The organism is Enterobacter cloacae complex sp. 394F7, from assembly GCF_057320385.1.
This window is the reverse complement of sequence record NZ_JBXWCS010000002.1, coordinates 132,042-145,414: the sequence shown is the minus strand read 5'-3', so window position 1 is coordinate 145,414 and position 13,373 is coordinate 132,042. Positions and strand designations below refer to the sequence as shown.

General features: G+C 52.9%; 16 protein-coding genes. 9 read left to right on the top strand and 7 right to left on the bottom strand.

All coding sequences use genetic code 11. The features are described 5' to 3' along the window. Nucleotides 1-375: 375 nt before the first annotated feature. The 6 genes from oppA (at nt 376) to AC2FAK_RS03150 (ending at nt 6,842) form a co-directional block, all read left to right on the top strand. A complete protein-coding gene (gene oppA, locus AC2FAK_RS03175; RefSeq protein WP_020690922.1) occupies nt 376-2,007 on the top strand; it encodes an oligopeptide ABC transporter substrate-binding protein OppA in 1,632 nt (543 codons plus the stop codon). Nucleotides 2,008-2,090: 83 nt separating this feature from the next. Continuing rightward, nucleotides 2,091-3,011 carry an oligopeptide ABC transporter permease OppB gene (gene oppB / locus AC2FAK_RS03170; RefSeq protein WP_013096271.1) on the top strand — a complete coding sequence of 307 codons (921 nt, stop codon included), beginning with the start codon at nt 2,091-2,093 and terminating at the stop codon, nt 3,009-3,011. Nucleotides 3,012-3,023: 12 nt separating this feature from the next. Beyond that, nucleotides 3,024-3,932: an oligopeptide ABC transporter permease OppC gene (gene oppC / locus AC2FAK_RS03165; protein WP_013096272.1), complete on the top strand. Its 909-nt coding sequence runs from the start codon at nt 3,024-3,026 to the stop codon at nt 3,930-3,932. A gap of 11 nt (nt 3,933-3,943) precedes the next feature. Further along, on the top strand, nt 3,944-4,957 hold the full coding sequence (oppD, locus tag AC2FAK_RS03160; protein ID WP_013096273.1) for an ABC transporter ATP-binding protein: 1,014 nt from the start codon (nt 3,944-3,946) through the stop codon (nt 4,955-4,957). Continuing rightward, nucleotides 4,954-5,958 carry a murein tripeptide/oligopeptide ABC transporter ATP-binding protein OppF gene (gene oppF / locus AC2FAK_RS03155; protein WP_020690924.1) on the top strand — a complete coding sequence of 335 codons (1,005 nt, stop codon included), beginning with the start codon at nt 4,954-4,956 and terminating at the stop codon, nt 5,956-5,958. The genes oppD and oppF overlap by 4 nt, the downstream gene beginning before the upstream one ends. Before the next feature lie 14 nt (nt 5,959-5,972). Next, nucleotides 5,973-6,842 carry an ion transporter gene (locus AC2FAK_RS03150; protein ID WP_170942729.1) on the top strand — a complete coding sequence of 290 codons (870 nt, stop codon included), beginning with the start codon at nt 5,973-5,975 and terminating at the stop codon, nt 6,840-6,842. A gap of 29 nt (nt 6,843-6,871) precedes the next feature. Here AC2FAK_RS03150 and AC2FAK_RS03145 read toward each other — a convergent pair whose 3' ends face one another. Together AC2FAK_RS03145 and cls are read right to left on the bottom strand one after the other, a co-directional pair. Beyond that, nucleotides 6,872-7,201: an HI1450 family dsDNA-mimic protein gene (locus AC2FAK_RS03145; protein WP_013096276.1), complete on the bottom strand. Its 330-nt coding sequence runs from the start codon at nt 7,199-7,201 to the stop codon at nt 6,872-6,874. 33 nt (nt 7,202-7,234) lie between these two features. Further along, nucleotides 7,235-8,695 carry a cardiolipin synthase gene (cls, locus tag AC2FAK_RS03140; protein ID WP_020690926.1) on the bottom strand — a complete coding sequence of 487 codons (1,461 nt, stop codon included), beginning with the start codon at nt 8,693-8,695 and terminating at the stop codon, nt 7,235-7,237. Between the two features lie 144 nt (nt 8,696-8,839). Between cls and AC2FAK_RS03135 the strand changes: the two genes are divergently transcribed. Next, nucleotides 8,840-9,013 (top strand): YciY family protein, encoded by a 174-nt coding sequence (locus AC2FAK_RS03135; protein WP_086528096.1) that lies wholly within the window; start codon nt 8,840-8,842, stop codon nt 9,011-9,013. A gap of 107 nt (nt 9,014-9,120) precedes the next feature. Next, the gene (leuE, locus tag AC2FAK_RS03130) at nt 9,121-9,756 is read left to right on the top strand and encodes a leucine efflux protein LeuE (protein ID WP_013096278.1); all 636 of its coding nucleotides are present in this window, start codon (nt 9,121-9,123) and stop codon (nt 9,754-9,756) included. A gap of 36 nt (nt 9,757-9,792) precedes the next feature. Here leuE and AC2FAK_RS03125 read toward each other — a convergent pair whose 3' ends face one another. After that, on the bottom strand, nt 9,793-10,089 hold the full coding sequence (locus tag AC2FAK_RS03125) for a YciI family protein (RefSeq protein ID WP_013096279.1): 297 nt from the start codon (nt 10,087-10,089) through the stop codon (nt 9,793-9,795). A 220-nt stretch (nt 10,090-10,309) separates the two neighbouring features. On the opposite strand from AC2FAK_RS03125, the gene tonB reads away from it, so the two are divergent. Further along, the gene (gene tonB, locus AC2FAK_RS03120; protein ID WP_013096280.1) at nt 10,310-11,035 is read left to right on the top strand and encodes a TonB system transport protein TonB; all 726 of its coding nucleotides are present in this window, start codon (nt 10,310-10,312) and stop codon (nt 11,033-11,035) included. A gap of 38 nt (nt 11,036-11,073) precedes the next feature. Here the strand turns inward: tonB and yciA are convergent, their stop codons facing one another. The 4 genes from yciA to AC2FAK_RS03100 form a co-directional block, all read right to left on the bottom strand. Further along, nucleotides 11,074-11,469: an acyl-CoA thioester hydrolase YciA gene (gene yciA, locus AC2FAK_RS03115; protein ID WP_013096281.1), complete on the bottom strand. Its 396-nt coding sequence runs from the start codon at nt 11,467-11,469 to the stop codon at nt 11,074-11,076. 105 nt (nt 11,470-11,574) lie between these two features. Then, a complete protein-coding gene (locus tag AC2FAK_RS03110; RefSeq protein WP_038419778.1) occupies nt 11,575-12,114 on the bottom strand; it encodes a septation protein A in 540 nt (179 codons plus the stop codon). Between the two features lie 56 nt (nt 12,115-12,170). Beyond that, nucleotides 12,171-12,914: a YciC family protein gene (locus tag AC2FAK_RS03105; protein ID WP_013096283.1), complete on the bottom strand. Its 744-nt coding sequence runs from the start codon at nt 12,912-12,914 to the stop codon at nt 12,171-12,173. A 25-nt stretch (nt 12,915-12,939) separates the two neighbouring features. Beyond that, complete coding sequence (locus tag AC2FAK_RS03100; protein ID WP_058650762.1) at nt 12,940-13,344, bottom strand: YkgJ family cysteine cluster protein; 405 nt, start codon at nt 13,342-13,344, stop codon at nt 12,940-12,942. Nucleotides 13,345-13,373 lie beyond the last annotated feature (29 nt).

Genomic DNA, 13,373 nt, shown 5'->3' with positions numbered 1-13,373 from the left:
GGCAGGGCTGCCCTCAACGATTTAGTACACTTCGTAAAAGAGAATTGCTTAACAAATTTGCAAAATGTATTGGCGTGCGTTTACGCCTTTTGATACTTTCCGGCCTAATATTTTGCAGCATAAAACAAGAAGATGAGAATTATTTTCATATAGTCATCTTCGCGAATATCCAACACATGTCTCAGACAGGGGAGACGTGTAAAGAATCGACGCAAGACGGCCATACGAGCGGTCAGTAATAAAGAAGTCGGTGATAGCAAGAAGTAAAAAAAGAACCTGACAGCAGCAAAAAAAACTCCTGCGCTGTACAGGCCCCAACAGGGGATTACACAGCTGGCGAAGGCCAGTAATTATAATGAGTGGAGTACCAACACAATGTCCATCATCACAAAAAAAAATCTGGTAGCGGCGGGGATTTTAACTGCGCTAATCGCGGGCAACGCTGCAATGGCTGCGGACGTGCCTGCAGGGGTACAGCTGGCTGAGAAGCAGACGCTGGTACGTAACAACGGGGCGGAAGTACAATCTCTTGATCCGCATAAAATTGAGGGCGTGCCAGAGTCAAACGTCAACCGCGACCTGTTTGAAGGGCTGCTGGTCACTGACGTAGAAGGCCACCCGGCGCCGGGCGTCGCCGAAAAGTGGGAAAACAAAGATTTTAAAGTCTGGACCTTCCATCTGCGCAAAGATGCTAAATGGTCCGACGGTACACCGGTTACCGCCGAAGATTTCGTTTACAGCTGGCAGCGCCTGGCGAATCCAAACACCGCCTCTCCGTATGCGAGCTATCTGCAATATGGCCATATCGCCAATATCGATGACATCATCGCCGGTAAAAAACCGGTCACCGATCTGGGTGTAAAAGCGATTGATGCCAACACGTTTGAAGTGACGTTGAGCGAACCTGTTCCGTACTTCTATAAGCTGCTGGTTCACCCGTCTGTCTCCCCGGTACCGAAATCCGCAGTGGAAAAATTCGGTGAAAAATGGACTCAGCCTGCCAATATTGTGACCAACGGTGCTTATAAACTGAAAGACTGGGTGGTCAACGAACGTATGGTTCTGGAGCGTAACCCGCAATACTGGGATAACGCCAAAACCGTGATTAACCAGGTGACCTACCTGCCAATCTCTTCTGAAGTGACTGACGTGAACCGCTACCGCAGCGGTGAAATCGACATGACCTATAACAACATGCCGATTGAACTGTTCCAGAAACTGAAGAAAGAGATCCCGAAAGAAGTTCACGTCGATCCATACCTGTGTACTTATTACTACGAAATTAACAACCAGAAAGCACCGTTCACCGACGTACGTGTCCGTACGGCGCTGAAGCTGGCACTGGATCGCGATATCATCGTGAACAAAGTGAAAAACCAGGGCGATCTGCCAGCGTACAGCTACACCCCGCCGTATACCGATGGCATGAAACTGGTTGAACCTGAGTGGTTCAAGTGGTCACAGGAAAAACGTAACGAAGAAGCGAAAAAACTGCTGGCCGAAGCGGGGTATACCGCAGATAAGCCGCTGACGTTTAACCTGCTGTACAACACGTCCGATCTGCATAAAAAACTGGCGATTGCCGTTGCCTCTATCTGGAAGAAAAACCTGGGCGCGAACGTTAAGTTGGAAAACCAGGAGTGGAAAACCTTCCTGGATACCCGTCATCAGGGCACCTTTGACGTGGCGCGTGCAGGCTGGTGTGCGGACTATAATGAACCGACATCCTTCCTGAATACCATGCTCAGCGACAGCTCGAACAACACGGCGCACTATAAGAGCCCGGCATTCGATAAGCTTATCGCTGAAACGCTGCAGGTTACTGACGATGCAAAACGCGCAGACCTGTACGCCAAAGCAGAACAACAGCTCGATAAAGACTCGGCAATTGTACCGGTTTACTACTACGTGAACGCCCGCCTGGTGAAACCATGGGTTGGCGGCTATACCGGTAAAGACCCGTTGGATAATATTTCCGTTAAGAATCTTTATATTATCAAGCATTAATGGCAATACGTGGGGCGGGCCTGGCTTGCCCCACCGTGTCTACTTTGTAACATTCATCAGGCACACGCCAGAAGGTACGGGCAATGTTGAAATTTATCCTGCGTCGCTGTTTAGAAGCGATACCAACGTTATTTATTCTAATTACAATTTCCTTCTTTATGATGCGTCTCGCGCCGGGAAGTCCATTCACGGGTGAACGTACGCTGCCACCTGAAGTGATGGCGAATATCGAAGCGAAATATCATTTAAACGATCCTATCTCCACGCAATACTTCAACTATCTGAAGCAACTGGCGCATGGCGATTTCGGGCCGTCATTCAAATATAAAGACTATTCCGTTAACGACCTGGTGGCATCCAGCTTCCCGGTATCGGCAAAACTGGGTGCTGCGGCATTCTTGTTGGCCGTGGTTCTCGGGGTCACCGCAGGCGTTATTGCCGCGCTTAAACAAAATACCAAATGGGATTATACGGTAATGGGGGTCGCAATGACCGGGGTGGTTATCCCCAGCTTCGTTGTCGCGCCGTTACTGGTGATGATATTTGCCATCACGCTGAAATGGCTGCCCGGCGGCGGCTGGAACGGCGGGGCACTGAAATTCATGATTTTACCGATGGTGGCGCTTTCTCTGGCTTACATCGCCAGTATCGCGCGTATCACCCGTGGTTCGATGATTGAAGTGTTACATTCAAACTTCATCCGTACCGCGCGCGCGAAAGGGTTGCCGATGCGCCGGATTATCTTCCGCCATGCGCTCAAGCCAGCTCTGTTACCTGTGCTCTCGTACATGGGACCGGCGTTCGTCGGTATTATTACCGGTTCAATGGTTATTGAAACCATCTACGGTCTGCCAGGTATTGGCCAGCTGTTTGTTAACGGTGCCCTCAACCGCGACTATTCCCTGGTGCTGAGCCTGACGATCCTTGTGGGTGCGTTGACCATTCTCTTTAACGCTGTTGTCGATGTGCTGTATGCCGTTATCGACCCGAAAATCCGTTACTAACTGGAGCACGCCATGATGTTGAGTAAGAAAAACAGCGAGGCGCTGGAAAACTTCAGTGAAAAACTGGAAGTCGAAGGTCGTAGCCTCTGGCAGGACGCCCGCCGTCGCTTTATGCATAACCGCGCAGCGGTCGCCAGTCTGGTTGTTCTGGTGCTGATCGCGCTGTTTGTGACCCTGGCGCCGATGCTGTCGCAATTCACCTATTTCGATACGGACTGGGGCATGATGTCCAGCGCGCCGGATATGGAGTCCGGCCACTACTTTGGTACGGACTCGTCCGGCCGTGACCTGCTGGTCCGCGTCGCCATTGGGGGCCGTATTTCATTGATGGTGGGGATTGCAGCGGCGCTGGTGGCCGTGATCGTCGGTACGCTCTACGGCTCGCTCTCCGGCTATCTCGGCGGGAAAGTGGACTCGGTCATGATGCGTCTGCTGGAGATTTTAAACTCCTTCCCGTTCATGTTCTTCGTGATCCTGCTGGTGACCTTCTTCGGCCAGAACATCCTGTTGATCTTCGTGGCCATCGGCATGGTCTCCTGGCTGGATATGGCGCGTATCGTACGTGGCCAGACGCTGAGCCTTAAACGCAAAGAGTTTATCGAAGCGGCGCAGGTGGGGGGTGTATCGACAGGGAATATCGTTGTCCGCCACATTGTTCCTAACGTATTGGGCGTGGTGGTGGTGTATGCCTCACTGCTGGTACCTAGCATGATCCTGTTTGAATCCTTCCTGAGCTTCCTGGGGCTGGGCACGCAAGAGCCGCTGAGCAGCTGGGGCGCGCTGTTGAGCGATGGCGCAAACTCAATGGAAGTTTCACCGTGGCTGCTGTTATACCCGGCGGGTTTCCTGGTCGTGACCCTGTTCTGTTTCAACTTTATCGGCGATGGCCTGCGTGATGCCCTCGACCCGAAAGACCGTTAAGGAGCGCCGTCATGACAATTATTGAAACGGCAACTGCGCCACAGGCGCAACAGCGGAGTGACCTTCTGCTGGATGTAAACGATCTCCGCGTCACCTTTAAGACACCGGACGGGGATGTCACCGCCGTAAACGATCTCAACTTCAACCTGCGCGCGGGTGAAACGCTGGGTATCGTGGGCGAATCCGGCTCCGGGAAATCTCAGACGGCGTTCGCGCTGATGGGGCTGCTGGCCGCAAACGGTGTAATTGGCGGATCCGCCAAATTCAACGGACGTGAGATCCTCAACCTGCCTGAACACGAGCTGAACAAGCTGCGTGCTGAGCAGATTTCGATGATTTTCCAGGATCCGATGACCTCGTTGAACCCGTACATGCGCGTCGGTGAGCAACTGATGGAAGTCCTGATGCTGCACAAAGGGTTGAGCAAAGCTGAAGCCTTTGAAGAGTCCGTTAAAATGCTCGATGCGGTAAAAATGCCAGAGGCGCGTAAGCGCATGCGCATGTTCCCGCATGAGTTCTCTGGCGGTATGCGTCAGCGTGTGATGATTGCCATGGCGCTGCTGTGTCGTCCAAAACTGCTGATTGCCGATGAACCCACCACCGCGCTGGATGTGACCGTCCAGGCGCAAATCATGACCCTGCTGAACGAGCTTAAGCGTGAGTTCAACACGGCGATTATTATGATCACCCACGATTTAGGCGTGGTTGCCGGTATCTGTGACAAAGTGCTGGTGATGTATGCCGGCCGTACGATGGAATATGGCAAAGCGCGCGATGTTTTCTATCAGCCTGCGCACCCGTACTCGATCGGCCTGTTGAATGCGGTGCCACGTCTTGATGCGGAAGGGGAATCCCTGTTGACCATTCCGGGCAACCCGCCAAACTTGCTGCGCCTGCCGAAAGGCTGCCCGTTCCAGCCGCGCTGCCCGCACGCGATGGAGATTTGTAACAGCGCTCCGCCGCTGGAAGAGTTTGCACCAGGCCGTCTGCGCGCCTGCTTTAAGCCGCAGGAGGAGCTGGTATGAACGCATTAGATGAAAAAAGAAATGTGCTGCTCGAAATTGCCGATCTTAAAGTGCATTTCGACATCAAAGACGGTAAACAGTGGTTCTGGCAGCCGCCCAAGACCCTGAAAGCTGTGGATGGCGTAACGCTTCGTCTGTATGAAGGGGAAACGCTGGGCGTGGTGGGTGAGTCCGGATGCGGTAAATCGACCTTTGCGCGTGCCATTATCGGGCTGGTGAAAGCGACCGGCGGTAAAGTGGCATGGCTGGGTAAAGATCTGCTGGGGATGAAGCCCGAAGAGTGGCGCGACGTACGCAGCGATATCCAGATGATATTCCAGGATCCGCTGGCGTCCTTAAACCCGCGTATGACCATCGGTGAAATCATTGCCGAGCCGCTGCGGACCTATCATCCGAAGATGCCACGTCAGGAAGTACGCGATCGTGTTAAGGCGATGATGATGAAAGTGGGGCTGCTGCCAAACCTCATCAACCGCTATCCGCACGAATTCTCCGGCGGCCAGTGTCAGCGTATCGGTATTGCCCGCGCGTTAATCCTTGAGCCGAAGCTGATCATCTGCGATGAGCCTGTCTCCGCGCTGGACGTGTCGATTCAGGCGCAGGTGGTTAACCTGCTGCAGAAGCTGCAGCGTGAGATGGGGCTATCGCTGATCTTCATTGCGCACGACCTGGCGGTGGTGAAGCACATTTCTGACCGCGTACTGGTCATGTACCTGGGCCATGCCGTGGAGCTGGGCACCTATGATGAGGTGTACCACAATCCACTGCACCCCTACACCAAAGCGCTGATGTCCGCGGTGCCAATTCCCGATCCCGATCTGGAAAAAAATAAAACCATCCAGTTGCTGGAAGGCGAATTGCCGTCGCCGATTAACCCGCCATCAGGCTGCGTGTTCCGTACGCGATGCCCACTGGCCGGGCCGGAGTGTGCGAAAACACGACCGGTTCTGGAAGGCAGTTTCCGACATGCGGTTTCCTGCCTGAAAGTAGACCCGTTATAATCGCAAGGGCTGACATGATGTCAGCCCTTATTTTTTGCGAGGTTACCGTGTCGAGTCTATTCACCTCAGCCCGTCGGCGGCTTTATCATTTTTTAATTGATCCTAAAACGATATCCGGACGCCGCTTCGAAGGGATCTGCGGACTGTTTGCACTCATCAGCGTGGTGGTTATTTTCTTTGAATCGGGAGCCGGGACGCAGTATCACCTGACCTATGATGAATGGCATATATTTGTCTGGATCGAACTGATTATTACTCTGGTCTTTACTGCCGAATATCTGCTGCGGGTTGTCTGCTGGCCCAACCCGGCGAGATATGTTTTCAGCTTCTGGGGATTTATCGATTTAACCACCGTCCTGCCGCTCTACGTCATGTGGTTGTGGCCGGAAATTAGCCTGAGCTATGTCTTTGCATGGCGGGCGATGCGCGTTATTCGTGTATTACGTATTCTGAAATTGCTGCGTTTTATGCCGTCTCTGCGGGTCTTCTGGAGCGCAATAGTCAGTGCCCGGCATCAGCTCATTCTGTTTTACTCGTTTATCGCGATCGTCATGATTGTTTTCGGTGCGTTGATGTACCTGATAGAAGGGCCAAAATATGGCTTCACAACGCTGAATGCCTCTGTGTATTGGGCCATTGTCACCGTCACGACCGTTGGCTACGGGGATATCACGCCGCATACGCCGCTTGGACGTATCGTCGCATCGGTACTGATTCTGATTGGGTATTCGGTGATTGCCATTCCGACAGGTCTTATCACAACCCATATGAGCAGCGCATTTCAGAGCCGCAAACAGCAGCGAAAATGTCCGGGTTGTCACCAGGCTGAACATGAGCTTAACGCCCGCTTCTGTAACCGTTGCGGGAGTGCGCTACCGGATTAAACAAAAAAGGCTGCATCCGCAGCCTTTTACTATTCGCGCCAGATGATATGGCACAGCTTATGGTCTTTCTCGCGGCAGAGCAGCACGCGGGCGAAGATGTCATTAATTTCGCCACCATCTTCATCTGCCAGCCCAATCACCACTTCGGCAAAGAAGTCAGGATTGAGATCGTAATCCACGTGCTCAGCCCAGTCTTCTGCAGGGTCGAATAACTCCGCACCGCCGCGCTCTTCGAACTGCAGATTAAAGAGGATCACATCTGCGGGATCGAGGTTATCAACCGCCAGTTCGAGAAAAATGTCATAGGCCTGCTCGAGCGTTTCGTCTTCGGTCAGGCGATTGTTCAGATCCATTTCCATGATGACTACCTGTTAAACATCGTTGGGCACGTTTTACAGCAACGGACTAAAGAAGTAAAACAGTCGTTCAGCAATTCTCTGCCACAGCGGACGTTTTACCCACAGCCGGGCATCCAGCAGGCGCGAACGGGAGATATAATCGTCCTGTACCGCCGCCAGATCACCGCCGAATCCGGCATCATCAATGACCAGCGTGATTTCAAAGTTTAACCACAGGCTGCGCATATCCAGGTTTACCGTGCCCACCAGGCTTAGCTCACCGTCCACGAGGACGCTTTTGGTATGCAGGAGCCCGCCTTCAAACTGGTAAATTTTAACCCCGGCGGCAAGCAGTTCGCTAAAGAACGCGCGGCTGGCCCAGCCCACCAGAAGCGAGTCATTTTTGCGCGGCAGAATAATGCTGACATCAACACCGCGCTGTGCCGCAGTGCAGATTGCGTGCAGCAGGTCATCGCTGGGTACGAAGTAGGGCGTGGTCATGATCAGATACTCACGCGCCGCGTAAGTGGCGGTCAGCAGCGCCTGATGGATTAAATCCTCCGGGAAACCCGGCCCGGAGGCAATGGTATGGATGGTATGTCCGCTGGCCTCTTCAAAGGGCATGATATTGCCATCCGGTGGCGGCGGGAGAATACGCTTACCGGTTTCTATCTCCCAGTCGCAGGAATAGACAATCCCCATGGAGGTGGCGATCGGCCCTTCCATCCTTGCCATCAGGTCAATCCACTGGCCGACCCCCGAGTCCTGCTTGAAGAAGCGGGGGTCAACCATGTTCATGCTGCCGGTATAGGCAATATAGTTGTCGATCATGATCATCTTGCGGTGCTGGCGAAGATCCATCCGGCGCAGGAAAACGCGCAGTAAATTGACCTTTAACGCCTCGACCACTTCGATGCCGGCATTACGCATCATCCCTGCCCAGGGGCTACGGAAAAAGGCGACGCTGCCTGCGGAGTCGAGCATCAAACGGCAGTGAATGCCACGACGTGCGGCAGCCATCAGTGATTCCGCTACCTGGTCTGCCATCCCGCCGGGCTGCCAGATATAGAACACCATCTCGATATTGTGACGAGCCAGTTGAATATCGCGGATCAAGGCCTGCATGACGTCATCAGAAGAGGTCAGCAGCTGGAGCTGATTACCTTTTACCCCTCCAATACCTTGTCTGAGTTCACACAGTTTAAATAATGAGGAGGCAACGCTGCTGTTTTCCTCTGCGAAGATGTGTTTACAGGCTTTAAGATCGCTCAGCCATTTGGCGGTGGAAGGCCACATGGCCCGGGCACGCTCGGCACGACGCTTGCCCAGATGAAGTTCACCGAAAGAGAGATAGGCAATAATTCCTACCAGCGGCAGGATATAAATTATAAGAAGCCAGGCCATGGCAGAGGGTACGGCTCTGCGCTTCATCAGGATGCGCAATGTCACACCCGCGATTAACAGCCAGTATCCCAGAATGACCAGCCAACTCACCACGGTGTAGAAGGTTGTCATAGGTAAAAAAATCCTTTTGAAAGCGTATTGTTATGAGTGTACGCATAAGGAATCATCTGGCAAATAAAAACGCCAGGTAAAAGCGCTGGTTTGCTGCAGGGTTGGGTTTATAATGGCCTCTCTTTTAAAGAAAGAGTTGTAGACATGAAGCGCAGTAGAACTGAAGTAGGGCGCTGGCGCATGTTGCGACAGGTGAACCGTCGTAAGGCTCGTTGGCTGGAAGCACAATCCCGCCGCAATATGCGTATACACGCCATCAGGAAATGTGGAATGACCCGGCACCGCAACGCGTTGCTGTTCGCAGTCCAGGATTTCTGAGAACCATCAGGGCACCGCAAGGTGCCCAATGATTTTATGGCGTCTGGTTGTTGGGAATAGCGTCTTTGCAGCGCTATTCCTGTTGTGTTGAGCAAAAGGAGGGAGAAGTGTTTGCGGAGTTTGGCGTACTGAATTTCTGGACATACGTTGTCGGCGCATTTTTTATCGTACTGGTGCCAGGGCCGAATACTTTATTTGTGCTGAAAACCGGGATTGGTCACGGCGTTAAAAAAGGGTATCTCGCCGCCACCGGCGTGTTTATCGGCGATGCCGTACTGATGTTCCTGGCCTGGGCGGGCGTTGCCGCGTTAATTCAGACCACACCGGTACTGTTTAATATCGTACGTTATTTAGGTGCTTTTTATCTGCTGTGGCTGGGCGGCAAAATGCTCTGGTCGGTCATTACCCGTCAGAATAATACACATGAAAGCGGTACCGAGCCTGCCAGCATGATCATGAAACGCTCGCTGGTATTGAGCCTGACGAACCCGAAAGCGATTCTGTTCTACGTCTCGTTCTTTGTTCAATTTATCGATGTGAATGCGAAGAATACCGGTACCTCTTTCCTGATCCTCGCGACCACGCTTGAGCTAATAAGCTTTATGTATATGAGCTTCCTGATCTTCTCAGGCGCTTTTGTCACACGTTATCTGAAAACGAAAAAGAAACTGGCAAAGCTGGGGAACGGCCTGATAGGACTGTTGTTTGTCGGGTTTGCGGCGCGGTTAGCATCGCTGCATTGATTGAAAGAAAGGCTCCTGAGGGAGCCTTTTTTAGTATCAGAACACTTTCTTGTACGGTCGAACCGTCACTTTCGCATACACACCCGCAGCAACGTACGGATCGGCATCGGCCCAGGCCTGAGCGGCCTCCAGGGATTCAAACTCGGCAATCACCGTGGAGCCAGAAAAACCGGCAGCACCCGGATCGTTGCTGTCGACGGCCGGCATAGGGCCCGCAGTCAGTAAACGCCCTTCATCCTGCAGCAACTGTAAGCGTGCGAGGTGAGCAGGGCGTACAGACTGGCGTTTTTCCAGGGAATCAGCGACATCTTCAGAGTAAATCACGTAAAACACGGTGAAGCTCCTTAACCATTAAAAGTGTCAGTTACGTTATGTGAAAGGACAACTGACTGCAATGTAAAATAAAAACAATGTTAATACCCTGATCTGAATGCCTCTTTTTTGGCCTCTCCCGCGCCTAAATTGCGCCAGAACAAAGTGTCTTATTGAATATGATTGCTATTTGCATTTAAAATCAGGATTCGGTTTTTTAACGTTGATGATTATGACTTCGATGACCCTTGATTTACCTCGCCGCTTTCCCTGGCCGACGCTGCTTTCTGTCGTGATTCACGGTGCTGTCGTGGCGGGTTTGCTCTATACCTCGGTTCATCAGGTTATTGAAATGCCAGCGCCTTCGCAGCCCATTTCAGTGACGATGGTCTCGCCTGCGGATCTTGAGCCGCCGCAGGTTGCACCACCGCCGCAGCCGGTTGCTGAGCCGGAGCCAGAACCAGAACCTGAGCCGGTTCCGGAGCCACCAAAGGAAGCGCCGGTGGTGATCCATAAGCCAGAACCCAAACCGAAGCCTAAGCCGAAACCAAAACCGGTGAAAAAGGTGGAGGAGCGCCCTAAACGGGAAGAACGTCCGGTTGAACCACGCGCTACGCAGAGGGTAGAAAACACAGCGCCTTCGCGTCCGTTGATGAATAACACGCCCGCGACCGCAAAACCGACGCCAACCGCGCCCGCTGGCCCGCGCGCCGTGAGCCGCAACCAGCCGCAATATCCTCCTCGTGCTCAGGCGTTGCGCATTGAAGGTCGTGTGCGGGTCAAATTTGACGTTACCCCGGACGGGCGTGTTGATAACGTGGAAATCTTGTCTGCTCAGCCTTCAAATATGTTTGAGCGAGAAGTGAAATCGGCGATGCGCAGATGGCGTTATGAGCCAGGCAAACCAGGCAGTGGGTTGATCGTTAATATTGTTTTCCGCCTGAACGGCGGGGCGCAGATGGAATAAGAAAAGCCTCCGAAAGGAGGCTTTTTTATGTCTGACGATCAGGCCTGAGGCAGCTGGCGGGGTTTGCCCTCGCTATCGACTGCCACATAAATAAACAGCGCTTCTGTTGCTTTATAACGCTGTCCAATCGGTTCAGATGAGACCTTTTTCACCCAGACTTCAATGTTAATGGAAATGGAAGTATTACCGCGCTTGACGCAGCGTGCATAGCAGCAGACCACATCACCCACCGCGACCGGGCGCAGGAAGGTCATCCCATCCACCCGGACGGTCACAACGCGACCATGCGCGATCTCTTTTGCCAGAATTGCGCCGCCCATATCCATTTGCGACATCAGCCAGCCGCCAAAAATATCGCCATTGGCATTCGTGTCCGCAGGCATTGCCAGTGTGCGTAAAACCAGTTCGCCCTGAGGGGCGTCATTTGTTGTCATTGTTTTAAACTCGTAACTGAAGACTTCAGGCGGGATGCTACTATGATTTTTGGCAGGAGAGAATAGACCAGAACGCCTGTTGTGCACGTTCTGGTCGGGGATTCATCAGTGTTTATCATCCTGCGGCATGTGCCGGTAGATATAGACACCGCTTAACAGAGTGAAGATGAGCGTCAGCGCTGTCAGGCCAAAGACCTTGAAGTTGACCCAGATACTCTGCGGCAGCCAGAAGGCGATGTAGATATTCGCCAGGCCGCAAAGAATAAAGAACAGCGCCCAGGCGATATTCAGACGAGACCATACTTCCTGTGGCAGCGTCAGCTCTTTACCCAGCATGCGCTGGATCAGTGGCTTTTTCATTACCCACTGGCTGATCAGCAACGCACCGGCAAACAGCGCGTAAATCACGGTGACTTTCCATTTAATGAATTCATCATTGTGGAAGAACAGCGTCAGCCCACCGAACACGGCCACCAGTGCGAACGTAATCAGAGCCATTTTTTCGACTTTACGATAGCGAACCCAGCTGTAGATCAGCACGATAGCGGTAGCAACGATCAGCGCCATTGTGGCTGCATAAATGTCATACAGCTTATAAAACGCGAAAAACACGACCAGCGGTAAAAAATCAAGAAACTGCTTCATTCTGTGATTCCATCTTCTGTGTGGGGCCGGGTTTTGCGATGCACCCGGCCACAGGATTACTGACGAATTAACATATACAGGCGGAACAGATAAACCAGCAGTATCGCTGAAATCAGGTTACTCAGCGTGTTGGCTACCACCGCACCGACGTTCGGCGTTAAGACTGCAAAGTTTGGGGCAAACAGCAGCAGGAGCGTTTTGGCCAGCAGCCAGCTAATTACGGCCGGTGCCACCAGGCGCATGTTGGCCCATGCCAGTTTGATGCTGCTGCGCATGGCGGTAAAGATCCCCATTTTGTCCTGCACCACCATCACCGGAGCGAACGCGAGGACGATAGCCAGCAGCACGCCTGGAACCACAACGAGCATGATCCCCATTTGTACCAGCAGGGTGGTTAAAAAGATGAGGATAAACAGCTTAGGCAATACCGGCGCGCTGGCACCGATCGCCCGTAAGGCGCTGACGCGGTGGCCTGCAGAAACCAGCTGGATCATCAGCAGAACACCGCCCGCGAGAATGGCATTACCGATCAGTCCAGAGAAAGTCGATGCCGCAGAGGCCCGCAGCAGGATTTGCTGCTGCTCTGGCGTCATGTTTTGCACCAGCTCAAACAACCCCACGCTCCCTGCAAGATGGTCGCCCTGGCTCAGGCTGGCGATCTGTTCGTCACTCGGAGAGAACGCGTGACCCAGCACCACCGTAATAAAGGCGCATAACAACGCGATCAGTAAAAAGGTTACGAACTGATTGCGGAAAAAGTTTCCCGTGTCACGGTAGACAGACTTCGCCGTGATAGACATGCACTCTCCTTGAGTATTGCAGGTGTTAATTAGCCGGCAATTGTACACCGGATAACGCGGTCGTGGCAGCATCAAGGCTTGTATGGAAAAGCATATCTTTGTAAAGCGGCGGTAATCCGAAGCGCGCGCGGGCGCGATTACAGGCTTCGTTGACCTGACCCTCTTCGCCAGACATCGCAAAGTCCCGACACGGGCTGGGGCGATCCTCATAGATGGAGCAGCGGGTCGACACGCCTGGCTCGCCTTGTAACGCCACACAGCGGGCCTGCTTTTGATTCGTACCGCTCATGCAGCGCAGAAAAGGGGATAACGGTTCAGTGAGATGAACCGGAACGGTGCCGCCGCCATCGCTGGCTTCGGCCCAGTAGAAAGAGACTCGAAAATACGCACAACAGGCTCCGCACGTCATGCACGGGTTCATATCACTCATGGCACACCTGCAAAAAAGAACGCATCAAA